Annotated in this window: 24 protein-coding genes and 1 other RNA gene; 18 read left to right on the top strand and 7 right to left on the bottom strand. The window is 46.1% G+C overall.

The window, feature by feature from the left end; all coding sequences use genetic code 11:
• Positions 1–3 precede the first annotated feature (3 nt).
• Both ssrS and ACWYU8_RS04265 read right to left on the bottom strand, forming a co-directional pair.
• A non-coding RNA gene (ssrS, locus tag ACWYU8_RS04270) (6S RNA) lies at positions 4–188 on the bottom strand.
• A gap of 8 nt (positions 189–196) precedes the next feature.
• A complete protein-coding gene (locus tag ACWYU8_RS04265) occupies positions 197–505 on the bottom strand; it encodes a cell division protein ZapA (RefSeq protein ID WP_457517465.1) in 309 nt (102 codons plus the stop codon).
• Positions 506–753: 248 nt separating this feature from the next.
• Here ACWYU8_RS04265 and ACWYU8_RS04260 point away from each other — a divergent pair, with 248 nt between their 5' ends.
• The 3 genes from ACWYU8_RS04260 to ACWYU8_RS04250 all read left to right on the top strand — a co-directional run bounded on the left by ACWYU8_RS04260 (position 754) and on the right by ACWYU8_RS04250 (position 3,846).
• Positions 754–1,332, top strand: a complete 579-nt coding sequence (locus tag ACWYU8_RS04260) for a YecA/YgfB family protein (protein WP_457517464.1) — start codon at positions 754–756, stop codon at positions 1,330–1,332.
• A gap of 26 nt (positions 1,333–1,358) precedes the next feature.
• Entirely contained in the window at positions 1,359–2,537 is a 1,179-nt protein-coding gene (ubiH, locus tag ACWYU8_RS04255) for a 2-octaprenyl-6-methoxyphenyl hydroxylase (RefSeq protein ID WP_457517462.1), read from the top strand.
• Positions 2,538–2,637: 100 nt separating this feature from the next.
• Positions 2,638–3,846, top strand: a complete 1,209-nt coding sequence (locus tag ACWYU8_RS04250; protein WP_457517460.1) for an FAD-dependent 2-octaprenylphenol hydroxylase — start codon at positions 2,638–2,640, stop codon at positions 3,844–3,846.
• 74 nt (positions 3,847–3,920) lie between these two features.
• On the opposite strand, the gene ACWYU8_RS04245 is transcribed toward ACWYU8_RS04250, so the two are convergent.
• From ACWYU8_RS04245 to ygfZ, 3 genes are all read right to left on the bottom strand, one after another.
• Complete coding sequence (locus tag ACWYU8_RS04245; protein ID WP_041153835.1) at positions 3,921–4,127, bottom strand: DUF1107 domain-containing protein; 207 nt, start codon at positions 4,125–4,127, stop codon at positions 3,921–3,923.
• Between the two features lie 635 nt (positions 4,128–4,762).
• Positions 4,763–5,236, bottom strand: a complete 474-nt coding sequence (locus tag ACWYU8_RS04240) for an aminoacyl-tRNA deacylase (protein WP_457517458.1) — start codon at positions 5,234–5,236, stop codon at positions 4,763–4,765.
• Entirely contained in the window at positions 5,229–6,197 is a 969-nt protein-coding gene (gene ygfZ, locus ACWYU8_RS04235; RefSeq protein ID WP_457517456.1) for a tRNA-modifying protein YgfZ, read from the bottom strand. Before ygfZ ends, ACWYU8_RS04240 begins: the two co-directional genes overlap by 8 nt.
• A gap of 185 nt (positions 6,198–6,382) precedes the next feature.
• Between ygfZ and ACWYU8_RS04230 the strand changes: the two genes are divergently transcribed.
• Together ACWYU8_RS04230 and ACWYU8_RS04225 are read left to right on the top strand one after the other, a co-directional pair.
• A complete protein-coding gene (locus ACWYU8_RS04230) occupies positions 6,383–6,643 on the top strand; it encodes an FAD assembly factor SdhE (protein WP_182011201.1) in 261 nt (86 codons plus the stop codon).
• Positions 6,591–7,037 carry a protein YgfX gene (locus ACWYU8_RS04225; protein WP_457517454.1) on the top strand — a complete coding sequence of 149 codons (447 nt, stop codon included), beginning with the start codon at positions 6,591–6,593 and terminating at the stop codon, positions 7,035–7,037. Before ACWYU8_RS04230 ends, ACWYU8_RS04225 begins: the two co-directional genes overlap by 53 nt.
• 4 nt (positions 7,038–7,041) lie before the next feature.
• Here the strand turns inward: ACWYU8_RS04225 and nadB are convergent, their stop codons facing one another.
• Positions 7,042–8,664, bottom strand: coding sequence for an L-aspartate oxidase (nadB, locus tag ACWYU8_RS04220; RefSeq protein WP_457517453.1), 1,623 nt, complete (start codon positions 8,662–8,664; stop codon positions 7,042–7,044).
• Between the two features lie 572 nt (positions 8,665–9,236).
• On the opposite strand from nadB, the gene rpoE reads away from it, so the two are divergent.
• From rpoE to acpS, 11 genes are all read left to right on the top strand, one after another.
• Positions 9,237–9,815, top strand: coding sequence for an RNA polymerase sigma factor RpoE (gene rpoE, locus ACWYU8_RS04215; RefSeq protein WP_457517451.1), 579 nt, complete (start codon positions 9,237–9,239; stop codon positions 9,813–9,815).
• Between the two features lie 26 nt (positions 9,816–9,841).
• Entirely contained in the window at positions 9,842–10,468 is a 627-nt protein-coding gene (locus ACWYU8_RS04210; RefSeq protein ID WP_457517449.1) for an RseA family anti-sigma factor, read from the top strand.
• Complete coding sequence (rseB, locus tag ACWYU8_RS04205) at positions 10,465–11,430, top strand: sigma-E factor regulatory protein RseB (protein WP_457517448.1); 966 nt, start codon at positions 10,465–10,467, stop codon at positions 11,428–11,430. The genes ACWYU8_RS04210 and rseB overlap by 4 nt, the downstream gene beginning before the upstream one ends.
• 22 nt (positions 11,431–11,452) lie before the next feature.
• Complete coding sequence (locus ACWYU8_RS04200) at positions 11,453–11,923, top strand: SoxR reducing system RseC family protein (RefSeq protein WP_457517446.1); 471 nt, start codon at positions 11,453–11,455, stop codon at positions 11,921–11,923.
• 156 nt (positions 11,924–12,079) lie between these two features.
• The gene (gene lepA / locus ACWYU8_RS04195; protein ID WP_457517444.1) at positions 12,080–13,873 is read left to right on the top strand and encodes a translation elongation factor 4; all 1,794 of its coding nucleotides are present in this window, start codon (positions 12,080–12,082) and stop codon (positions 13,871–13,873) included.
• Positions 13,874–13,977: 104 nt separating this feature from the next.
• The gene (gene lepB / locus ACWYU8_RS04190; RefSeq protein WP_457517442.1) at positions 13,978–14,877 is read left to right on the top strand and encodes a signal peptidase I; all 900 of its coding nucleotides are present in this window, start codon (positions 13,978–13,980) and stop codon (positions 14,875–14,877) included.
• A 162-nt stretch (positions 14,878–15,039) separates the two neighbouring features.
• Positions 15,040–15,717: a ribonuclease III gene (rnc, locus tag ACWYU8_RS04185; protein ID WP_457517441.1), complete on the top strand. Its 678-nt coding sequence runs from the start codon at positions 15,040–15,042 to the stop codon at positions 15,715–15,717.
• Positions 15,710–16,672, top strand: a complete 963-nt coding sequence (era, locus tag ACWYU8_RS04180) for a GTPase Era (RefSeq protein ID WP_457517440.1) — start codon at positions 15,710–15,712, stop codon at positions 16,670–16,672. The genes rnc and era overlap by 8 nt, the downstream gene beginning before the upstream one ends.
• A 96-nt stretch (positions 16,673–16,768) precedes the next feature.
• Positions 16,769–17,500 (top strand): DNA repair protein RecO, encoded by a 732-nt coding sequence (recO, locus tag ACWYU8_RS04175; protein ID WP_457517438.1) that lies wholly within the window; start codon positions 16,769–16,771, stop codon positions 17,498–17,500.
• Positions 17,497–18,228, top strand: a complete 732-nt coding sequence (gene pdxJ / locus ACWYU8_RS04170; protein WP_457517436.1) for a pyridoxine 5'-phosphate synthase — start codon at positions 17,497–17,499, stop codon at positions 18,226–18,228. The genes recO and pdxJ overlap by 4 nt, the downstream gene beginning before the upstream one ends.
• Before the next feature lie 13 nt (positions 18,229–18,241).
• Positions 18,242–18,622 (top strand): holo-ACP synthase, encoded by a 381-nt coding sequence (gene acpS, locus ACWYU8_RS04165; protein WP_457517434.1) that lies wholly within the window; start codon positions 18,242–18,244, stop codon positions 18,620–18,622.
• Positions 18,623–18,693: 71 nt separating this feature from the next.
• Here acpS and barA read toward each other — a convergent pair whose 3' ends face one another.
• A complete protein-coding gene (gene barA, locus ACWYU8_RS04160; protein ID WP_457517432.1) occupies positions 18,694–21,495 on the bottom strand; it encodes a two-component sensor histidine kinase BarA in 2,802 nt (933 codons plus the stop codon).
• A gap of 199 nt (positions 21,496–21,694) precedes the next feature.
• Here barA and rlmD point away from each other — a divergent pair, with 199 nt between their 5' ends.
• Positions 21,695–23,014: a 23S rRNA (uracil(1939)-C(5))-methyltransferase RlmD gene (gene rlmD / locus ACWYU8_RS04155; protein WP_457517430.1), complete on the top strand. Its 1,320-nt coding sequence runs from the start codon at positions 21,695–21,697 to the stop codon at positions 23,012–23,014.
• Between the two features lie 120 nt (positions 23,015–23,134).
• On the top strand, positions 23,135–25,354 hold the full coding sequence (gene relA / locus ACWYU8_RS04150; RefSeq protein WP_457517428.1) for a GTP diphosphokinase: 2,220 nt from the start codon (positions 23,135–23,137) through the stop codon (positions 25,352–25,354).
• Positions 25,355–25,428: the final 74 nt, after the last annotated feature.

The following is a 25,428-nucleotide window of genomic DNA, read 5'->3' as shown; positions in this document are numbered from 1 at the left end:
AGAGGATACCCCAGGGTGCCGTTGAGGATTGTGGCCCTTGAACCAGCTAGTTCAAGGCGGATCAGCAATGATAACCGTAGGCTTCTCGGTACATGCCAAGCTTGCTCAATAGTCATCAAGTACTAACCCTTAGGTATTGCTTATCGGCTCGGGGACTTACATCCTGCTGACGCACACCCCAGGGTAAATTTTGTATCTACTGCTGTCCTTGCGTAACTTTACTTAGTGCGCTTTCTAAAGACGCTGTGAGCTTTTCCATTCGCTCCGTCATTTCTTGCTGTTGGCCGCTCGATTCGTATGATTTAGTCTGCAATTCATAACAAATGTTTAATGCGGCAAATGTCAGTAGCTGAGTTTCATTGGTTACCTTAGTACGATTGCTCATCTCTTTCAATCGGCGATCGAGATCTTTTGCCGCTGCAACGAGAGAGTCCTCTTGCCCTGCTGGACAATTTACTCGTGTTACTTTGCCTAATATTTGAACGTCGATCGCTTGGTTGCTCATGATGAATAAACTCTATATTCGCGCTATCTAAGGTGTTGCTCTATACAACTACCGAGGAGGAAACTATAGGAAAACCGCATTTAAGATTCAAGCATTTCCCATCACAGAAAGAGAAATGATGACGTGATCACACAGGAATTCGGCAAATTGAACAAATGGTGTCCAAAATGATTTTGATAGTCGTTTCGGACGACTAGGCTTGATGGTAGGATATGTCGATACATAATTACGCAAGAATGAGCCAAGCTATGAGTGAAATCACCCTTCCTGAATACCAATCTATTGCTGCTGAACTACAATCTGCAAGTCTCGCAGTGACTCCTGCTGAGTTGCACGGTTTGCTTGTCGGCATGCTAAGTGGTGGATTGGCGATTAACGATCAAACCTGGCAACCAATTTTGTTTGACTACACCAACGATGGCATGGGATGGCCAACAACGGCTCTGGCATTTGCACAGAGTGTGTTCAAGGTAACTGCTGATGAACTCACGGGTTCTTCAATGGAGTTGACGCTATTACTGCCAGATGAGTCAGGCGAAGAAGGTTTGTTTGCTTTAGCCGATGGCTTATCCGATTTTGTTAACCATTTTATCTCTGGTCTTGGCTTGGCTGGAATTACGCTAGGTAAAGCGTCTGACGATGTGAAAGAAGCATTGGCTGACTTAGAAGAAATTGCCAAGCTTGGCATTGATGAAGATGATGACCTCGGTGAACAGGCACAATTGCTTGAACAAGTGATCGAACACGTAAAAGCTTGTGTACTAACTATCCATGCCGAGTTTGGTGCGCGCCCTGAAAGCAGCGACAACAAACCAACTATCCATTAATCATAAAATGTTCAGCAGAGGTAAGCATGAGGCAATATGATGTGGTCATTGCTGGTGGTGCTATGGCTGGGGCGACGTTGGCACTGGCGATTGAACACTTATCCAAGGCGGCTCTACGCATTGCTGTCATTGAGCCATTTAAGGCTCAGTCAGATGCTCACCCGGGGTTTGATTCACGCTCGATAGCGTTGTCATATGGCACGGTTAACCTGTTACGCCATTTACAGCTGTGGTCAGGCATTGAGCCGTTTGCGACGCCAATTGAACATATTCATGTTTCCGATCGCTCTCATGCAGGGATGACGGACATCACCAGGCAAGAAGTTGGGGTAGAAGCCCTCGGGTACGTCGTTGAATTAGCAGATGTTGGCCGTGTGTACCAGAATCTGCTGTCAAAGAGTGCTTCAATAGATTTCTTCTGCCCAGATTCCGTCACCTATATCGAGCGAGAGCAAGATCACACCAGTGTTGAACTAAGCAGCGGTGAAAAACTGGTTGCGAAACTTTTAGTTGCCGCTGATGGGGCTGTCTCTCAGTGTTGCCAGCAAATTGGTTTAGAGCTTTCTGAGCACGACTTCGAGCAAGTTGCTGTGATTGCAAATATTTTGCCTCAGGAGCCCCATCAAGGCCACGCGTTTGAGCGTTTTACAGAGAATGGTCCTGTTGCCTTACTGCCGATGAGCGACAATCGTATGTCGTTAGTGTGGTGTTTGCATCCAGACGAAGCGCAAGCGGTATTAGCGCTTTCAGATAGCGATTTTCTCGCACGTCTGCAGCAAGATTTTGGCTGGCGGTTAGGTTCCCTGAAGAAAGTAGGGCAGCGTGCAAGCTATCCTCTATTACTGCGTCACCGCAAGCAGAACATTTCGCACCGTTTTGCGATAGTAGGTAATGCAGCCCAAACGCTTCATCCAATCGCGGGGCAAGGTTTCAACCTTGGAATTCGTGATGTCGTGTCTCTCGCTGAAGAAGTGGTCAAGCAGAGTGATGATGCAGGGCGTTATCAGGGCTTAATGCGTTTTAGTCAACGTCGTGAAGCCGATCGTAGCGAAACCATCTGGTTAACGAGCTCGCTCGTGCATATTTTTTCCAATGATTTACCCGCGATGCGAATCGGACGTAATGCCGCTTTAGCAGCGATGGATAACCTTTCTATTTTTAAGCAGCCACTTCTACGTCATACTCTCGGCTTAGTGAAAAGATGATCGGTTGCAACGAATTAGATAGCTATCAGTTCTTAGGTACAATCCGTTGTTAGGTACAATCAGCTCCTAGATAAAATCAGTTATTAGGTAAGTAAAAGCAATGATGCAAAGTGTAGATATCGCCATCATCGGCGGTGGGATGGTTGGGTTGGCGCTTGCTGCCGCTTTCAAAGACAGTGATCTGCGTATCGCGGTTATTGAAGGCAGCGTACCTGACGATAAGCTTAATGAACTACCCGATGTGCGCGTTTCTGCATTGAGCCGCTCTAGTGAAACCATATTGCGTAAGCTCGGAGCCTGGCAGGGTATCGAACAGCGTAGAGCCTCTCCGTACTATGGTATGGAGGTTTGGGAACAGGACAGTTTTGCCAAAATAGAGTTTGATGCGCAAAGTATGGCTCAGCCTGATTTGGGTCATATTGTTGAAAACAGAGTGATTCAACTGGCACTGCTGGAACAAGTTCAACAACAGGACAACGTGAAGCTGTTTATGCCCGCCCGTTGCGCTACCTTAGCGGTTGGTGAGCAGGAGAGTTGGCTAACGCTGGATAACGGACAAGCAATGACGGCGAAGTTGGTAGTCGGAGCGGATGGTGCGAACTCTTGGTTGCGTAATCAGATGGATATTCCGCTAACTCATTGGAATTATGGTCATAACGCTCTGGTCGCAAATGTCAAAACTGCAGAACCTCACAACAATATTGCGCGTCAAATTTTCACACCTCACGGCCCATTGGCGCTGTTGCCAATGTCTCATCCTAATATGTGTTCTATTGTTTGGTCGACAGAGCCAGACAGGGCAGAACAACTGCTTGCTATGGGTGAGCGTGAATTCAATAAAGCGCTAACCAGTGAATTCGATGCGCGACTCGGCTTATGTGAAGTAGTGGGTGAGCGAGCTGCGTTTCCGCTGAAAATGCGTTACGCACGTGACTTTGTCGTAGAACGTGTAGCATTGGTTGGCGATGCTGCCCATACCATTCATCCACTTGCTGGACAGGGCGTAAATCTTGGACTTCTGGATGCGGCAAGTCTAGCTCAGGAAGTCTTAACTCTGTGGAAACAGGGGCAGGATATTGGCAGTAAGCGCAACCTTCGTGCATACGAGCGCTGGCGTAAAGCCGAAGCCGCCAAGATGATTGCCGCCATGCAAGGATTCCGTGATTTGTTCACTGGTGATAACCCGGCTAAGAAGTTATTTCGTGGTATTGGCTTGAGTTTAGCGGGTCAACTGCCTGGGGCGAAAGATGAGATCATGAAGCGAGCTCTTGGTTTGAAAGGACATCTACCTGAGCTGGCTCGCCAGTAAATAATTTTATTTAGGACGGGTACACAGTGCAAAAAAAGGCTGAATCATTCAGCCTTTTTATCATCGATGTTTAGCTAAGCATATGCGCATCGGAGTTTCATGATTTCCTGGTTGATCTCTTTTACTGCTCTGAAATGACGCTGTTCCGCTTTTTCAGGCAGTATCAGTTTCCCGTTATCAAACTCAAACCTACCGACCCCGTAAATATAAATTCTTCCTTTAAAAAGACGACTTATATGTTTAGCAATCATACCTGGAGTATAGCGCTTAAACAGTCTCATATTTACTTTCCTTTTCTCTTACCTAGCTCAGGTTATTCTACGTTTTTGACGCGAAATTATTGTGATGGCAATACAACTAAGTACAGATGAAATGTAACAATTTAGATATTTGTGCTGCCACAAACAAATTGACAGTTGTATATCTCAAATAACGTGAGGTTTAACTCAAATATCACCTGTGAAGGAAGATTAATTTGTTCTGTACTCCTTCTTACGTGTGGCATTAAGCAATAGTTTTGTTACAGGATTAAGAATAGAAGCAAAATGAATGTTTGGTAAATGTTTCTTTTTCAACACTCATTCCGTTTTAATACCCTGTCACAAAATGTTAGATGAAAAGGTGTAGAAAAAGTTCATACAAAAAAATGCCCGCTTTAGCGGGCGAATAGTCACAGATGCATTACACAAAAGTGGGCTGCTGATTGAACAAATATTGTCATGGATATCAGCGAAACCACTTTATGTCGGTTAAGTCCTGTTGAAAACTTAACCAACGCGAGCATCATATACGAGTTTTTTGTTGGTGACTATTTATGTTTTAAAAATGATTAAAAATTCTTGTAATGATGATACAAAATGTGATCTTGATCACTGTAGGTTTTTGGGCTTGCAATCGGTTACATAGTTGGGCTGAGTTATCGGCAGATATCCGCTATGGTTGGTAGGCATAATCTGGCAAGATCGTCGATTGATAAGGCGAGTCCGGCCATTCTGTCACCGCTGCTGATCGTTACTTCCCTTTCATCAAAAAGGCTGCGGTCAAATACGACAGGTATTTGATGTTTAAGTAAAAGTGGTGTGACTGTGCCAATTTTATAACCAGTAATGCTTTCAACATCCGCTTGATCGACGCAAGTCATACGTCGACATTGGAGAAGAGAACGAACTTTTTTGGGGTCGACACTACGGTCACCTGGCGCACAGGCGAGTGCATAAAGATTCCCCATGTCGCGCAGTAAAATTGCTTTCACCATCTGGGAGGGGCGAATGCCGCGTTGTTGCGCGGCATCCTCAATGGTTATTGCGGGTGTTTGATGCGGTAGCAATCGGAACGTTATATTCCTTTCTGCAAGGAACTGCATCAAAGGAGTATGAATAGCCTTACTCATCTTCAAGGCTGTAAGGCAGTTCGGCGATAACCCATTCACACTCAGGCTGCGCAACCAAGCGTAAGCGAGTATCGTCATCTAAGTTATTTGGCAGAACAATTAAGCCGATCGCCTGATTGTCATTAAACTGGTAATGCGTCAGCAGAGCTCCGACTGAACGCCAGTTCTCGCCAACGCTACGCTCTAATTCTACTGGTTCATTATTTAGGTTCGACTCAGTTGCGCCTTTGACGATGTACATCGCACGCTTATTAATACCACGGTATTTTGCTCGAGCTACGGTTTCTTGCCCGGTGTAGCAGCCTTTGGTGAAGCTAATCCCACCAAGTGCTTGTACATTGAGTGCTTGTGGAATGTGCTCGTTTTGCGCGGCTGCTGGTACAAATGGCAGTGCCGCTTCAATATCAAAACGGTTCCAAAGTTCATGAGTAGTCAGTGTTGCCTGACTGTTTTCTGCCAATGACTGAGCAGCTTCACTAGTCAGGACGAGTAACCAGCGGTTATCTGCGACTTTGACCGCCGTGCCACCGTTAATTCCGCGTACGTCCCCAGTGGCCTCACTTAGGCTAGCGATAAAAGCATCGGCGTTGCTTCCTGCTACACCAAGGATGATGTCGTTTGATTCCTCGATGGTCACTTTAGAAAATACGGCGTACTTTTTAATTTCTTTTAGCTCGACTTCAATGGCGGATTTCGGCTGGATCAGGCCGTAACCATCGTGGTGATGGAATAAACGGAAAACACTCCACACTTTGCCTTTGGCATCACAATGTGCCCCAAGTGTCGATTGGTCTTTCTCTAGAGAAACGACATCGCAGGTTACCTGTCCGTGTAAGTATGATTTTTTATCATCACCCACCATGGTGATCATACCTAGGTTGTCTAGTAATGAGACAGATAGCTCGGGTAAAGTATCTTGAGTTGAGAGAGATAGAGCTGAAAAGCGAGTTTGCCATTCCATGATTACAATGCCTTTTGAAGATGTTTTTCAGCTATGTTAATTCGAGAATAAGCATTTGTCAGCTTTGATTATACTCAAGTAACCCAAGGTGTTTGGTTCGCGTATTGTGACCGGTACACTAGTTGCGTAGCACATCCCTTGTTACACTCCGCACTAACAACAAGACATCTATGAAGGAATAATGAATGTACACTCCGGAAGAAAAAGCGCGTATTAAATGGGCTTGCCGTCGTGGAATGCTTGAGCTTGATGTGGTGATTATGCCGTTTTTTGAAGAGTGCTTTGATGCGCTGAGTGAACAGGAGCAGCATGATTTTGTTTCTCTGCTTGAGTGTGACGATCCTGATCTGTTTACCTGGATTATGGGACATGGTCGTAGTGAAAACCTAGGTCATGCCTCGATGGTGGATAAAATTGTCGCCCACAACCTCAGCAAAGTCCGTTAATCTTACACTTTCCCCATCTATTGCTGCCCAAGTCATTCATATCATTTTTCTCATCCTCATGACTTGGGCCGTCACCTTCTCTGACATCCCCATCGTATTATCGATTTATTTGTTATTAATGGTTGTCAAACTGTGCTTTGAACACGGCTCGGTTATTCCTGCTAGTCAAGGACGGTGGTTCGTTCATTGCGATGGGACAGTAAGAAGTGAATCAGGGAAAACACAGCTAAGAAGCGCCGACATTTCGGCTTTCCCTTTAAAAGTGTCTTTTACACTGGGATCTGGTGATAGCGTGACCGTGTGGCGAGACAGCTGTTTTGATCAGCAATATCGTCAACTTGTTATCGTATTGCGGCAGTGGAAAATGAAACAAGGAGCCGAGGCTCCTTGTTGAAGGGTCATTTTTCGCTATCCTGCTTGGCAGGCACGAGAATGGTTGGGCCGCTATTTTCTAATTGGTCTGGGTAATCCAGTGTGTAGTGCAATCCACGGCTCTCTTTACGTTGCATCGCACAGCGTACCATTAGCTCTGCAACTTGCAGTAGGTTACGCAGCTCAAGCAAGTTGTTGGATACACGGAAGTTACTGTAGTATTCATGCGTCTCTTGCTGCAGCATTTGGATACGGCGCAATGCACGCTCTAAACGCTTATCTGTGCGTACAATACCCATGTAGTCCCACATAAACAGGCGCAGTTCGTGCCAGTTATGTTGAATAATCACTTCTTCATCACTATTGGTGACCTGACTTTCGTCCCAGCAAGGTAATTGAGGAGCCAGCTCAACTTCAGAGCGGTGCTTAAGAATATCTTTTGCAGCAGACCAGGCGTAAACCACACATTCTAACAGTGAGTTTGATGCCATACGGTTTGCACCATGCAGACCGGTATAGCTCACTTCACCAATCGCATATAAGTTTTTAAGGTCGGTACTGCCGTTTCTGTCTACGATCACGCCACCACAGGTGTAGTGAGCCGCAGGAACAATCGGGATTGGCTCTTTGGTCATATCTATACCCAAATCCATCAAACGTGAGTAGATGGTCGGGAAGTGCTTAGTGATGAAGTCAGCAGGCTTATGGCTGATGTCGAGGTACATGCAATCTGCACCTAAACGCTTCATTTCAAAGTCGATCGCACGAGCAACAACATCACGCGGGGCTAACTCTTTGCGCTCATCAAAGTCTGGCATAAAACGAGAACCGTCCGGTCGACGTAAATACGCACCTTCACCACGCAGTGCTTCTGTAAGCAGGAAGTTACGCGCTTCAGGATGGTACAAACAGGTTGGGTGGAACTGATTGAATTCCAAGTTGGCAACACGACAGCCAGCACGCCACGCGATCGCAATACCATCACCAGACGACACATCCGGGTTTGACGTGTATTGGTAGACTTTTGAAGCGCCACCAGTGGCAAGAACCACAAACTTCGCACGAACCGTTTCTACGTGTTCCTCGTTGCGGTTCCAAATGTAAGCGCCAATCACTTTGTTTTTATCACCGCCAATTTTATCTTCAGTGATAAGGTCAAGCGCGTTGTGGCGTTCAAGAACATGAATGTTGGGATGATTGTGAGCGTTATCTTGCAGGGAAGTTTGCATGGCCATGCCGGTTGCATCGGCAGCATGCAAAATACGACGACAACTGTGGCCGCCTTCGCGAGTCAGGTGGTAACGAGGCTCTTCATCAGAGTCGTCTTCTTCGCGGTCAAATGGCACACCGCCATCAATCAGCCACTGAACACACTCTTTAGAGTGCTCTGCAATGAATCTTACGGTCTCTTCATCGCAAATACCATCGCCTGCGATTTGTGTATCTTCGACATGTGACTCGATTGTATCCGATTCATCAAACACCGCTGCGATACCGCCTTGCGCATAATACGTCGCCCCTTCGCTGCGTGGTCCTTTACTCAGTACCATAACTTTACAGTGGTTCGCGACACGTAAAGCTAACGACAAGCCTGCAGCGCCACTCCCTACCACTAACACATCACATTCATGTTCACGATTCGTGTTCATATTACTTTCATAATCCCAAGCTAAGACAACAACGTTATCTTGTATATTATTCGCACACCATGTGCATTTTCATCAGCGTGACATCCGTCACTAAGGGCTGGTTGGGAGGTTCATCTAAATTGCAGTTACTCTGGTGACTTGAGCCACTCTTCTTTTTGGTATGTGTCGACGAAGTACCCCGATACACACGAACATTCTCTGAGTTTTAGTTAAAAACGCGTTATTCAGACAGCCAACAGCCATGCAAATGAAAAGTAATAGTTTCTCAATGCCATTGCTTTTCCATGCTCTACCCAGCACAATTTGTACAGAGGGGCATTTATTATACCCATTTCCCCTTAATATGCTCGTCTGACAAACTTAGATTTAAGTAAAGCAGACATGGGATTTGGCGCATGACATCACACTGTGAAAAAACAATGACTAAAAAATTGAGAACCTGTGGAACTTTCTCTTTCACATTGCAGTCACAATAGTGCTCAAGTAAGCAGTGGTGTCAATACTACGTTTTGCATAAATAGTACCCATATCTGAGAAGAGTAGGGGCATAACAAATAGGAGTATCCGCTCGAATGAACGAGCAGCTGACCGATCAAGTATTGATTGAGCGAGTTCAGAATGGCGATAAGCAAGCATTCAATCTGCTGGTAATAAAGTATCAGAACAAGGTATGCAATCTTATTTCCAGATACGTAAGTAATCCTGGCGATGTTCCAGATGTAGCACAAGAAGCATTTATTAAGGCTTACCGAGCTATCCCCACTTTTCGTGGAGAAAGTGCGTTTTATACGTGGCTGTATCGCATTGCGGTGAATACTGCGAAGAATCACATTGTGGCGCAAGGACGTAGACCTCCAGCGACCGATGTTGATGCTGAAGAAGCTGAATTTTACGAAACAGGTAATGCACTTAAAGAAATTTCGAACCCTGAGAACTTAACGTTGTCCAAAGAATTGCAACGGGTAGTGTTCAGTGCAATAGATGCGTTACCTGAAGATTTAAAGACAGCAATGACATTACGAGAGCTTGATGGCTTAAGTTATGAGGAAATTGCTGAAGTAATGGATTGCCCGGTAGGAACGGTACGCTCACGTATCTTCCGTGCTCGTGAAGCGGTGGAAAAGAAAATCAACCCTCTTTTACAGCGCTAGTACAAGTAATAACTATGGTGAAAACAATGGCTGACAAAGAAAAACTTTCAGCTCTCATGGATGGAGAATTGATCGATAAGGCTTTAATTCAAGAATTAGGGCAAGATCAAGAGAGCCGTGAAGCTTGGCAGAATTATCACCTGATTGGGGATGTGATGCGAGGCGAAGCGCCGGCAAAACCTGAGTGGAATATCGCTGAAAGCGTGGCGTTAGCGTTAGAAAGCGAGCCAGTGCACCGTTCTGTTGATTCTCACAGTGCAAATGTAATTTCAATTGCCGACGCACCTAGAGAGTCGCAACCAGAACCGAAAAAAGCGAAACGTCAGTTGCCAGGTTGGTTAACTCAGTTTGGGCAAGTTGCTGTTGCTGCATGTGTATCTCTAGTCGTCATTTTAGGTGTGCAGCAATACGGTGGCAGTGACCCTGCGTCGTCTCAAACAGAACAGCTTCCAGTGTTACAGACGATTCCGTTTGCAGGCAGTGCAGAACCTGTTAGCTTGACTCGTGAATCCGTAGAGCGTTCAATGGGTGAAGCAAATATGCAGGAGCAACGTAAACGTGTTCATGCTATGCTGCGAGACTATGAACTGCAATTAAGAATTAACAGCGATGTATCTCAGCAAGATGCACCTCTGACTTCGGATGTTGAATGAAAAAATTTCTGATCAGCGCTTGCGCTCTGTTCAGTGTGATGTCTTCGCAAGCCTTTGCTGGTGATGAGCCAGCGGAGGCTTTATTGCATCAAATGAGCGAGGCGAGTAAGAATTTAAGTTACGAACTCTCTTATATCCTTATCAAAAAGAACAGCATTGAGCCTTTGTTGTACCGCCATGCAACTCATGGTGAAGCTCAATACGCGCATCTTGTCTATTTAAGCGGACCTGTACGTGAAGTCATTCGTCGTGGTAATGAGGTTAGCTACATCGAAACAGGATCGGAGCCGTTTACCATCGAGTCGGGAAATATGGTTGCTCCAACTATTCCGATGTTGAACACCAGTATTGATGACTTGAACCTCTATTACGATTACGTGCAAGTTGGGCGAGCTCGTGAAGCGGGTGTGGCGACTCAGGTTGTACGTATCGTACCAAAAGATGGTTTGCGTTATTCCTACATCCTTTGGATCGACGAAAAGAGCAAGCTTCCACTGCGCGCCGATCTTATCGATCGTGATGGTGAAGTTTTGGAGCAATACCGCACCATCTCGTACACGGTTAATCCGAAAATTGCTGACTTGATGAGTGGACTGGAAGAGGTTCAACTACCTGCCGTTCTCACTATGCCGAAAGGTGATATGAGTACCAGTGATTGGGTTGTTGGTTGGACTCCCGATGGTTTTCAGCCGAACGAGTTAAATCGATACCGTATGGCAGTGAGTGACCAAATGGTAGAGAGCCAAATGTATTCAGATGGCTTATTTAGTTTCTCTGTCTATGTAGCAAATAAAGATGAGCACTCGTTGAAAGGTCAACTGGTTCGTCAGGGACGAAGAACGCTGCATAGCTACGTCAGTGGTAATTATGAAATCTCTGTTGTCGGAGATATTCCACCAGCAACGGCGCAACGTATCGCTCAATCTGTTACATTTAAGGTATCCAGTAACAGTAACCAGTAACGAGCAACATGAGTAACGTGCAATGATGACAGCGTTAGCGACTGTGACAGGGGTTCAGCGTCACGGTAAGCAATATGAAATTGATTTGAGCTGTGAGCAGCAAACCAGTTGCAGCAGCTGTTCTTCACAAAAAAGCTGCGGCACTGGTGTGGTGACGAAGGCCATCGGAAATAAAAGTTTGTCATGGCATTTGCGTACAGAAAAATCAGTGCAAATTGGTCAGGTAGTTGAAATAGGCTTCCCTGAATCCAGCTTAATTAAATCTGCAATGGCCGTGTACTTATTACCGCTGTTTGGTTTGATACTTGGCGCGCTCTTTGGTCATCTATTGTTTGCGCCTTTAATGTCCGGTGGAGAAGGTATCATTATTTTATCTTCCGTGCTTTTTGCCGCTGGTGGCGTGTGGTTAGCGAAACGCATTTCACGCCCGCTGGAAGATGAATCACAGCGTCAAGTTACTTTGATCAGAGTACTTGGCGAGCCCATCCACTAAGCTTTGCCCTCCGCATCTCAACGTTATTTGGGTATGTACCTTAAATTACGTGCGCCCGTTAACGAAATTCGGTAGAATCGGCCAACTTGATTGAAATGCCATCAGTGATGGCTTTCTTACTGTCCTTATTTGTAAAGAGTTAGTCAGCCTAAATCTATGAAGCACATTCGTAACTTTTCGATTATCGCCCACATCGACCATGGTAAGTCGACCCTGTCAGACCGTTTAATCCAAGTTTGTGGAGGATTAAGCGATCGTGAAATGGCCGCACAGGTTCTGGATTCTATGGATCTTGAACGTGAGCGTGGTATCACCATCAAATCTCAGAGTGTGACTCTAAACTACACCGCTAAAGACGGTGAAACCTATCAGCTGAACTTCATCGATACTCCGGGACACGTAGACTTTGCATACGAAGTATCACGTTCTCTGGCAGCTTGTGAAGGCGCGCTATTGGTGGTTGATGCTGGTCAGGGTGTAGAAGCGCAAACACTTGCTAACTGTTACACTGCGATCGAAATGGATCTGGAAGTTGTGCCAATCCTAAACAAGATCGATCTACCAGCAGCAGATCCAGATCGTGTTGCTGAAGAAATTGAAGAAATCGTTGGTATCGACGCGATGGACGCAACCCGCTGTTCTGCGAAAACAGGTCTGGGTGTTGATGACGTTCTGGAAAACATTGTATCAGCGATCCCGGCACCGGAAGGTGATCCAGATGGACCACTGCAAGCGCTGATCATCGACTCATGGTTTGATAACTACCTTGGCGTAGTGTCTTTAGTGCGTATCAAAAATGGTTCACTGAAGAAAAACGAAAAAATCAAAGTGATGAGTACAGGCCAGGCTTGGGGTGTAGACCGTCTTGGTATTTTTACTCCGAAGCAAGTGGACACTGATGTTCTGAATACTGGTGAAGTAGGCTGGGTGGTTTGTGGTATCAAAGACATCCTGGGTGCACCAGTCGGTGATACGTTAACGACGGCTAAGAATGGCAGTGACAAACCACTACCAGGCTTTAAGAAAGTAAAACCTCAGGTATACGCGGGTCTGTTCCCGGTCGCGTCTGACGATTACGAAAACTTCCGTGATGCACTAGGCAAACTTAGCCTAAACGATGCATCATTGTTCTACGAGCCAGAAAACTCGGCAGCACTAGGCTTTGGTTTCCGTTGTGGTTTCCTTGGTATGCTGCACATGGAAATCATCCAAGAGCGTCTTGAGCGTGAATACGATCTGGATCTGATCACAACAGCACCAACGGTAGTTTACGAAGTTAAGAAAACAGACGGCGATATTCTTTATGTTGATAGTCCGGCGAAACTTCCTGCGATAAACGACATCGCTGAAATTCGTGAACCAATCGCACGTTGTAACATCCTGGTACCGGCTGACTACTTGGGTAACGTTATCACCCTTTGTGTGGAGAAGCGTGGTATTCAGGTTGATATGGTTTACCACGGTAACCAAGTCGCAGTGACTTACGACATCCCAATGGCTGAGGTGGTTCTCGACTTCTTCGATCGTCTGAAGTCAACGTCTCGCGGTTACGCGTCTCTGGATTACAACTTCCAGCGTTTTGAAGAGTCGAACATGGTTCGTGTAGACGTACTTCTAAACGGTGACAAAGTGGATGCACTAGCGCTTATCACGCACAAAGATCAGTCTCAGACTCGTGGTCGTCAGTTGGTTGAGAAGATGAAAGAATTCATCCCTCGTCAGATGTTTGATATCGCGATTCAGGCTGCCATCGGTAACCACATTATCGCGCGCTCTACCGTTAAACAGCTACGTAAGAACGTAATCGCGAAATGTTACGGTGGTGACGTGAGCCGTAAGAAGAAACTTCTGAAGAAGCAGAAAGAAGGTAAGAAACGTATGAAGCAGATCGGTAACGTAGAACTGCCTCAAGAAGCGTTCCTGGCGATTCTTCACGTAGGCAAAGACTAGATTTGAACTTTGTTCCATTCTTGTTGGTCATAAGACGTTAGAACTTAAAATAAGTGAAAGAGTTAACGCTCTTTCACTTTCGCATTTTTAGATAAGGGAACTTAATGGCGAATACATTCTCACTGATTCTGGTTATCGTGACCTTGGTAACTGGTGTAGTCTGGCTTTTGGAGAAGCTGGTGTTTGCGAAAAAACGTCAGGCCAAAGTCGCAGAGATAGAAGCACAAACAACCAATGGTCTGGATGCAGTTACGCTGCAAAAAGTGGAGCGCCAGCCTTGGTGGGTTGAAAACAGCGTATCTATCTTCCCTGTGATTGCGTTTGTACTCGTCTTACGTTCTTTTATTTATGAACCGTTTCAGATCCCATCTGGCTCAATGATGCCTACTTTGCTGGTTGGGGATTTTATTCTGGTTGAAAAATACGCCTACGGTTTGAAAGACCCAGTGTGGCGTACTGAACTGGTAGAAACAGGTAAACCAGAGCGTGGCGATATTGTGGTGTTTAAATACCCGCCTCAGCCTAGCGTTGACTACATCAAGCGTGTTGTCGGTATGCCGGGTGATATTGTGCGTTATTCAACGGATAAGCAGATTTGTATTCAGACGAAAGGTGATTCTGATTGTAAACCTGTACACTTAAGTAACGTAAAAGAAAGTCAATTTAGCTCAAATGGTATCCCGATGATCCAATTGGATGAAAAACTGGGTAACGTTGAGCACAATATTTTGGTCAACCCAATCGTTCGCAACCATGTGGAGCAGTACTTTCCGCGCAGCGGCACAACAGAATGGGTTGTACCACAAGGTCAGTACTTTGTGATGGGCGATAACCGTGACAACAGTGCAGACAGCCGATACTGGGGCTTCGTCCCAGAAGCAAACTTAGTCGGCAAAGCTGTCGCCATTTGGATCAGCTTCGAGTTTGAGCGTGGCGCAGATAGCGTTCTACCTTCATGGATTCCAACTGGTGTGCGTTTTAACCGTATCGGTGGCATTCACTAACTTCTCGTCATATTTGAAGTCGCAGCGTTGTTGACTGCATAAATCCCCGGTTCGCCGGCCGCCCTAATCACATAGTACATCTATGTTCATAGGGCTGAATTTATTTGTCGCCTAGCTGCAACTTCAACTATATAGAGAAATAAACATTAATATCGAGAGAGTATGAATTCTCCAATAGATAAACTAGAGACAAAGCTTGGCTATCAGTTTAAAGATGCTGAGCTTCTCAACCTGGCGCTGACTCATCGCAGCGCTCACAGTAAACACAACGAACGTCTTGAGTTTCTGGGCGATTCAATTTTAAGTTTTGTCATCGCTGATGATCTGTACCATCGTTTCCCGAAAGTGAACGAAGGTGACATGAGCCGTATGCGCGCTACCTTAGTTCGTGGGCATACATTGGCGGAACTGGGTCGTGAATTCGATCTAGGAGATTATTTAAAATTAGGTCCAGGTGAATTGAAGAGTGGCGGTTTCCGCCGTGACTCTATTCTCGCCGATGCGGTAGAAGCCATTATTGGTGCAATTTACCTTGATAGTGATATTGAACAAGTGCGAGGAATTGTACTGAGTTGGTACCAGTCTCGTCTTGATGCCATTAAACCTGGTGTATCACAAAAAGACCCAAAAACTCGCCTACAAGAGTTCCTGCAAGGCAGAAGAAAACCGCTGCCTGTTTACACAGTGACTAATATTAAAGGTGAAGCGCACAACCAAGAGTTCACGGTTGAGTGTGACGTAGCAGGTGTGGATAAACCTGTAATCGGTAAAGGCACCAGCCGCCGCAAGGCAGAACAGGCGGCAGCAGAAACAGCACTAGAGCAATTAACTAATGGCTGATAACGAATTCGACATTGATGCATATTTTGCATCTCACGGTGAAGTCAGTTCACCAGAAAACCAGCATTGTGGCTTCATTGCTATTGTTGGTCGACCAAACGTGGGTAAATCGACACTTCTGAACAAAATTTTGGGTCAGAAGATTTCGATTACCTCTCGTAAGCCGCAAACCACACGTCACCGTATTATGGGTGTGGACACGGATGGGGATTATCAGGCGATTTACGTCGATACTCCAGGGCTTCACATTGAAGAAAAACGCGCAATCAACCGTTTGATGAACCGCGCGGCAAACTCATCGTTAAGCGATGTGAACCTAGTCTTCTTCCTGGTTGACGGTACGCACTGGACTAACGACGATGAAATGGTGCTGAACAAGCTACAGAAGGCGAACTTCCCTGTGGTGCTTTGTGTCAACAAAGTAGACAACGTGCAAGACCGCAACGACGTGATGCTGCACATGATGGACATGTCGAAGAAGATGAACTTCGTTGACGTGGTACCAATTTCAGCTAAACAGGGTAAGAACCTTGATGTATTGCGCAAGCATGTGCGAGATCACTTACCTAAAGCAGCGCACCACTTCCCAGAAGAGTACGTGACAGACCGTTCTCAGCGTTTCATGGCGTCAGAAATCGTGCGTGAGAAGCTAATGCGCTTCACGGGTGACGAGTTGCCATACTCAGTGACGGTTGAGATTGAACGTTTTGATTACAACCCGGAAACGGATGGCTTCCATATCAATGCCCTGATTCTTGTTGAGCGTAATGGTCAGAAGAAAATGGTGATTGGTAAAGGCGGTGAGAAGATCAAAACGATTGGTCGTGAAGCTCGTCTGGATATGGAAGAGCTGTTTGGTCGCAAGGTTTACCTCGAGACTTGGGTTAAAGTGAAATCTGGTTGGGCTGACGACGAACGTGCGTTGCGTTCACTAGGTTACATAGACGACCTTTAAACTTGAAGCGAAGAGACTTCGCTCCAGCATTGATTCAAATAGGGAGCCTTTTGGCTCCTTATTTTTTATTTCAGACTTTTAGGCATACTGATTGAGATGAGCAACCTGTCCTCAGAAGGCTTTCAACGCTGCTTTGTATTGCACCGACGCCCATATAGTGAATCGAGCTTAATCCTTGATATTTTCAGCGAGGAGTACGGCCGCGTCACGTTAATGGCAAAAGGCGCACGCAGCAAACGCTCGAACCTGAAAGGTGCACTGCAGCCGTTTACGCCTCTATTGCTCAAATGGTCAGGCAAAGGTTCAATGAAAACCTTGCGTCAGGCTGAACCTATCAGTCTTGGATTGCCGCTAAGTGGTATCAATCTCTACTCCGCCATGTATGTGAATGAGTTAGTGGGACGAGTACTGATGGTGGAAGTGCCAATGCCTGCGCTGTTTCATGATTATCTGCATGCACTAACGGAGCTGGCTCAGTGTGACAATCCAGAACCAGCTCTGCGTCGTTTTGAGTTGGCATTGCTTTCTTCTATGGGCTACGGCGTCGACTTTATGCACTGTGCAGGGACAGGTGAGCCCGTTGATCCTGATATGACGTATCGTTACCGTGAGCAGAAGGGATTCATTGCTTCAGTGAGGCGTGACAACCTAACTTTTTTGGGTAATGAATTGGTTGCCATCAGTGAGCGGCGCTTCGTCACTAAAGAGCAGCTAAAAGCGGCAAAACGCTTTACACGTATAGCCTTAAAGCCGTATCTTGGCGGCAAACCTTTAAAAAGTCGTGAATTGTTTATTCAGACATTCAGAGCACGGAGTAATGTAAAATGAGCTCAATCTACTTAGGCGTTAATATCGACCATATTGCTACTTTGCGCAATGCGCGCGGTACAAAGTACCCGGATCCAGTTCATGCTGCCGAAATTGCAGAGCGAGCGGGTGCGGATGGTATCACTATTCACTTGCGTGAAGACCGTCGCCATATTTTGGATCGTGATGTACGTATCTTGCGTGAAACTATCCAAACACGCATGAATCTGGAAATGGCAGTAACGGATGAAATGGTTGAGATTGCTCTTAAAACTATGCCTGAGTTCGTTTGTCTGGTTCCTGAGAAGCGTGAAGAATTGACGACCGAGGGTGGTTTGGATGTGGTTGGCCAGCTTGAAAAAGTAAAAGCGGCGACGCAGAAGCTGACAGCTGTGGGCATCAAAGTTTCTCTGTTTATTGACGCTGACCGCAAGCAAATTGATGCGGCAAAACAATGTGGTGCTCCATACATTGAGCTGCATACTGGTCACTATGCGGATGCGGAGACTGAAGAAGAGCAACAAGCTGAACTGAAGAAAATCGCAGCAGGCGCAAGCTACGCGGATGATTTGGGCATTATTGTTAATGCGGGCCACGGTCTGACTTACCACAACGTTGCTCCTATTGCGGCTCTGCCAGAGATTTACGAGTTGAATATTGGTCACTCAATCATTGGCCGTGCCGTATTCGACGGTCTGGACAAGGCAGTAGCTGATATGAAAGCTTTGATGATCGAAGCGCGTAAGTAATCCGACATTAAGCATGGCTATTTTAGGTTTAGGTACTGACATTGCAGAGATTGAGCGTATTGAAAAAGCGCTGGCTCGCACGGGAGAATCATTTGCTCAGCGCATTCTTTGTGAAGAAGAGATGAGTAAGTTTACTCAACTGAAGCAGAGAGGACGCTATCTCGCGAAGCGTTTTGCAGTAAAAGAAGCGGCCTCTAAAGCGTTAGGGACGGGAATTGCCAAAGGGGTAACCTTTCATGATTTTTGCGTAAGTAATGATGAGTTAGGCAAGCCTGTATTAACGTTATCCGGTACGGCGAAACAAATCGCTCACACCATGGGCGTCACGCATATTCACCTGTCTATTTCGGATGAACGACACTACGCGGTAGCAACTGTGATTTTAGAGTCCTGATCTAAGGGTACAGAAACCAAATACACAAAAGCCAGAGCACAATGCTCTGGCTTTTTTAAACGCGATGATGGCTACTCTTGCTCGAGATAGAGTTTCGCGGTTGTTGTCACCTTAATCATCTCGTCCTGAAGTTCAAACATTTCCGGTTCAATATCTTCAATGCTGGAACCAGAACGTAAAGCTTGCTCCAATGTCGCACACAAGGATTTCAGCCTTGGAACTCCGCAATAGGAACTGCTGCCGTGCAGTTTGTGGATCACATGAATGAGATCGTCTCGTGAAAAATCCTCTTCCTCTAATGCTTTCGCGACAATGCCATCTACTTCTGGAATAAATTCGACCAGCATACGCAGCATATCTTTCGCTAAGTCTTCTTTGTTAGCGCTCTGCTTCAGCGCAGCCTGCCAATCGATAATGACATCCTGATGAGCGGTTTCTGCCGGGTTTGGCTGGTTATTTTCATCTTCATCAACATAAGAAGGCGCGACTTTTCCCACGTTGTCGGTACAGGCATTTGGATTCCAGTGAACCAAAACCTGTTGCAGAACATGCTCTTCTATCGGTTTGGTGAGGTAGTCATCCATACCCGCAGCGAGCAGTCGATCCCTTTCACCTGCCATGGCATGGGCGGTAACCGCAATTACTGGCGTGTCTTTATTGAGTTCAATTTGCTTGATGTGTTTACATGCGGTTACACCATCCATATGTGGCATCTGAATATCCATGAACACCATGTCATATTTCTTCTCTGTCGCCAGATTCACCGCTTGTTGGCCATTACTGCAAGCGGTCACTGTCTTAACTCGCTCTTTAAGCAAAGCTGAAATCAGCTTCAAGTTTGCTGGGTTATCATCAACGGCTAGCACATGCAGTGGTAAACGTTCCTCTTGTACGGTCGGTAATGGTGTTATTGATGGTAGCGGCGATTCAATATGTTCGCTGATAAGGCTTTGCAGTAATCGACGTCTCGACAGAGGTTTTGTGAGGCACTGAATATGATGTTCAGTCATGATTTGTTCAGCAAGCGCAAGTTCTGTGCTTGGCGTACCCATGATCACACTTGGTGCCATACGTTTTGCTTGTTCAATCCAAGCTGCCACGGATTGCTCATCGTAAGTCTGGTTAGGAGCCAGATTCAGTAAGACATAATCATAATGCTCGTCCACTTCAGGTAAAGTTGAACGGTAGGTCACCATGATACCTTCTAAGCTCAGAATCTGTTGTGTCACCGAGGCCGCCTGCATGTTTGGCTCTACCAGGAGCAATTGCTTACCTGTTAAAAGCTCAACTTCAATCAGATCACTCATTGGCATCTCTGTCGAATGAAGGCGCAGGGTAAACCAGAACGTTGAACCTTGGTGCAGGCGACTTGTCAGGCTAATTTCGCCACCCATCTGGCTAACCAGTTTCTGAGTAATGACCAGCCCCAGCCCTGTTCCGCCATAGCGGCGAGAGATACTTGCATCGGCTTGGCTAAATGCCTGGAACAACTGCGCTTGCTGACGTTCTGAAATACCAATACCTGTATCGCGCACCATAAACTGCAGTTCAACGGAATCGCCGGACTGAGATCGCATCTCAACACTGATATCGATGTTTCCACGTTCAGTAAATTTGATCGAGTTACCTACCAGGTTCGTCAGAACCTGCTGGATACGCAAAGGGTCACCAACTAAACCAGGTGGGATCTTAGGATCAACTTTAAGCGTGATTTCCAGCCCCTTCTCATGGGCGCTGGTGGCTTGCAGGCTGATAACTTCTTCCAGACTCTCTCGGAAATCAAACGGAATGTTTTCCAGAGCCAGTTTACCTGCTTCTAACTTGGAGAAATCGAGAATGTCATTGATGATGTTGAGCAGGTTATTTGCTGATTTTTCAATGGTCTGAAGGTAATCTGTCTGGCTGTTTGATAACTGAGTTTTCAGCATCTGGCGCGTAAAGCCAATCACGCCGTTCAGAGGTGTTCGTAACTCATGAGACATGTTGGCCAGGAATTCTGACTTCACTCGTGCAGCTTCTTGTGCACGCTTCTTCGCGATGTCTAACTCAACGTTCTGAATTTCCAACTGCTCTAAGGTTTCACGCAGGTCAGAGGTTGCCTGATCGATACTGTGTTGCATCTCAACATGGTATTCCGACAGAGAAACCGCCATGGCGTTGATACCGTTTTTCAACTGATCAAGCTCACCGTGCATTTTACCTTCAATACGAACGTCCAAATGTCCACGTCGAATACGGTCTACGACGTTTTTCATGTGAGTGATCGGTTGAGTGACATCATGCATTAAACGGGATGCAAACACGCTGGCCAGACCAAGGCCTAAAATAAGCACTAAAAATGCAGAGAAAACTTCCTGGTATTGCTGAAGTCGTAAAGATGATAGGTCGAGCTCCACCGCAATATAACCAATGGCTTTGGTCGCTTGGCTTTTGTTCGATAGATCTGCAAGATAATGGCCTTCAGATAAGATAGGCACTCGCAGTATCAGGTAGTTATCGTAGATTTCCGAATTCCCCAATGACGGGATTGGCTCATCTTTAGGAAACATCAAGGCTTCGAAATTAGGATGAAAGTTTGAAGTGACGAATAATTCGTGGTTAGAGTCAAAGACAGCAATGCTTCGGACCAGTTTCGAATTTTTGCGGTGAGCGTAGCTGATAAGGCGACGAACGGCTTCTCGGCTTTCTGTCAGTAAGTGAGATTCACTGGCAATCGCCAATGGCTCAATAATGCTATTGCCGGTGGTGATAACTTGCTTTTCAAGATCCTGATAGCGGTTAAATGAGAAAAAGCCGCTCAGTAATAAGCCAATGATGAGAGTGGGAGCGAGAGTCAGTGTTATTACACGTGCTCGTAAGCCATATCTGGTCATGTTTCTATTATCTAATTACATCGGAGTCGGGATATGGGAAAATAACGCATTATTTCTCAAGAGTAGTCATACTAGCTTGAGTAAAGAAGTGACGTCACCGGGTAAACGGTAAGCATAATCAAGTCATTCGAATCACACAACGGCTGCAATCAATAATAGTGAAGCCGTAAAGCAAATAGACACAAATCAGGCACAGAGCATGGCACGTATCTTCCAACCTAAAAAGAAAACCCAACTCAACACTCGTCATCAGTCGGTACATGTGGAGCGTTTGGATCACCACGGCGCAGGTATCGCCTACCTGAATAAAAAGCCATTGTTTATTGAAGGCGCTTTGCCTGGTGAAGAGGTCGTTACTCAACTGGTGGAAGAAAAAAGTAAGTTTGCCCGCGGTAAGTTGATCAAAATTTTGCAGCCGAGTGACACACGCGTTGAACCATTCTGTCCGCATTACTATGAGTGTGGCGGATGTGATTTGCAGCATCTGGATTATGACCAACAATTGACGCACAAACAGCAGACTCTGCGTCAGCTAATGCGAAAATTTGCTGGTCATGATATCGAACTGGACGAACCGGTATTAGGTGAACAGTTGGGTTACCGACGCCGTGCGCGAGTGAGTTTGTTCGTGGATAAAAAAACGCATCAACTCCATTTTGGATTCCGTAAAAAGCAAAGCAAGCAGATTGTCCAAGTGACTGATTGTCCGGTTTTAGCGCCGCAGCTTAATGTGTTATTGCCAGAAATTTACACCCTGCTACAGAGTTTTAAAAAGCCAGAGCAGCTTGGTCACGTCGAACTGGTATTGGGCGACAATGGACCATGCATTACACTGAGACATTTGAATAAGCTCGCTGAGTCAGAAACAGAGGCTTTAACTGAGCTTGCGCAGCGTCATAACGCGACCTTATACCTGATGCCACAAACGGATCAGCTGGACTTAGTTGAGGGTGACACACCCTTTTATCAAGAAGTTGGTGTGAAGGTTCCATTTACACCGAACAACTTTATTCAGGTCAACCAAGCTGTAAACCAAAAAATGGTGAAACAGGCCGTTGAGTGGCTAGACCCGCAAAAGAGCGACCGAGTGTTAGATTTATTCTGCGGCCTTGGTAATTTTAGCTTGCCAATTGCTAAGTTAGTGAAACTCGTTGTGGGTGTTGAGGGGGTGGCTGAAATGGTGGAAAAAGCCACAAATAATGCATCATTGAACCAAATCAATAACGCACAATTTTATCACGCTAACCTTGAGTTGGACTTTGAAGGTCAGGCATGGGCGGCAGAGAAGTTTGATAAAGTGCTGCTAGATCCAGCACGTGCCGGAGCGAGCGGGATCATCGATCAAGTTTCCACACTTGGTGCCCAGCGCGTGGTTTATGTTTCTTGTAATCCTGCTACCCTTGCAAGGGACAGTCAGAGCTTACTGGAACAAGGCTACAAATTAACCAAGTTAGGTATGTTGGATATGTTCCCGCATACCAGCCATTTAGAATCAATGGCCTTGTTTGAAAAGTCCTAGTTATCAGGACATAGGCCCTTTACTTGTGGTAGGGCCACAAGTCAGCGCTTAAGGCTGGCAAAAGAACTAATCTGAACGGTGTTAGTCAAACCACACGAATATAATAATTAGGATGATGAGATGGTTGCGGTAAGAAGCGCGCATTTAAATCAAGATGAACAGTTTGAACTCGAGCGCTGGGTGGCTAGTCTGGGGCAAGAGAAAAGCACAGCATCACGCTTAATCGAAGTATATAAAGACTGCCAGTCTATTCTGGCGGATAACGAACAAGCGGAATTATTGCTGTGGCGTGGACGTGAGATGATCGAAATTCTGATCACCTTGTCTATGGATAAAGCGACTCTGGTTGCGGCTCAACTGTTCCCATTGGTTTCAAGCGGTGCTTTCAAAAGAGAATTGTTTGAAGAGAAGTACAGCAAAGAAATTGTAAAGCTGATTGATGGCGTTGAAGAAATGGCCGCTATCGGTCAACTCAATGTCACTATGGAAAGCACTGCTGCGTCGTCTCAGGTAGACAACGTTCGTCGCATGTTGCTTGCCATGGTTGATGATTTTCGTTGCGTCGTAATCAAACTGGCAGAGCGCATCTGCAACCTGATAGAAGTGAAAAAAGCGCCGGATGAAGTCCGACGTGCTGCCGCTAAAGAGTGTGCCAACATCTATGCACCGCTGGCTAACCGACTTGGCATCGGTCAGCTTAAATGGGAAATTGAAGATTACGCTTTCCGCTACCAGCAGCCAGATACCTACAAACAAATCGCAAAGCAGTTAGCTGAGCGCCGTATTGTCCGTGAGCAGTACATAAAAGACTTTGTCGAAGATCTCACTCAAGAGATGAAAGCTTCTGGCATTAATGCTGAAGTGAGCGGTCGACCAAAACACATCTACAGTATCTGGCGAAAAATGCAGAAGAAGAGCTTGGCGTTTGATGAGCTTTTCGATGTGCGAGCAGTACGTATCATCGCTGACAAACTGCAAGACTGCTATGCCGCTCTAGGTGTGGTTCACACTAAGTACAAGCATCTGCCAAGCGAGTTCGATGACTACGTTGCGAACCCAAAACCCAATGGCTACCAGTCTATCCACACCGTAATTCTTGGACCAGAAGGCAAAACCATCGAGATCCAGATCCGAACCAAGCAAATGCATGAGGAATCGGAACTGGGTGTCGCGGCTCACTGGAAATACAAAGAAGGCACAAGTGCTCGCAGTGGCTACGATGAGAAAATCACCTGGCTACGCAAACTACTGGATTGGCAAGAAGAGATGTCCGACTCTGGTGAGATGCTGGACGAGCTGCGCAGTCAGGTCTTTGATGACCGAGTATACGCATTTACGCCACGAGGTGATGTGGTTGATTTACCGATGGGCGCAACACCACTGGATTTTGCTTACCATATTCACTCTGAAGTGGGTCACCGCTGTATTGGTGCCAAAGTGGGAGGACGCATTGTGCCGTTTACCCATAAACTTCATATGGGCGATCAGGTAGAGATCATCACTTCGAAAGAACCAAACCCATCACGTGACTGGTTGAACCCTTCTCTGGGCTTCGTTCACTCCGGACGTGCCCGCGCTAAAATTAACGCTTGGTTCCGTAAACAAAGTCGTGAGAAAAACTTAGAGGCCGGACGTGAAATCTTAGAGCATGAACTGGTTAAAATAGGTGCGACGTTGAAAGATGCAGAGCGCTATGCGCTGAAGCGATTCAACGTCAAGTCACCCGATGAGCTCTTTGTCGGTGTAGGTAGTGGAGATTTGCGTATCAACCAGATCATTAATCATATTAATGCCCTGGTAAATAAGCCAACCGCCGAAGAAGAAGACCAGCAAGCACTAGAGAAATTGCAGGAAGCAGAGCAAAAAGCACCCGCTCAAAGCCGACCTAAGAAAGATGCCGTTGTCGTAGAAGGTGTAGATAACCTGATGACGCACCTCGCTCGTTGTTGTCAGCCAATTCCAGGTGATGAGATCAGTGGCTACATAACGCAAGGTCGTGGTATTTCGGTTCACCGTAGTGACTGTGAGCAGCTAGAAGAGTTACGACACCATGCGCCAGAGCGAATCATTGATACCGTTTGGGGCAGCGGATTTGTCGGCTCCTACATTCTCACCGTACGGGTAGAAGCAATGGAGCGTGGTGGTCTGCTTAAAGACATCACAACCCTATTAGCGAACGAAAAAATCAAAGTCACCAGCATGAAGAGTCGCCTCGATTATCGTCGCCAACTGGCCATCATGGACTTTGATCTCGAAGTGAGCAATGTGGAAGCGCTGTCTCGCGTTTCTAAACGTGTTGAACAAATAAAAGATGTTATGTCCGTAAAACGCCTCGGCTAGTTTTTACGTCACATTTAGCTTTTTATCTGCGTTAGCTGCACTTATTCGCTCCATCACATAGCGGGCTATGCTCA

The organism is Vibrio limimangrovi, assembly GCF_054064025.1.
This window is presented reverse-complemented; position numbering and strand designations above follow the sequence as displayed.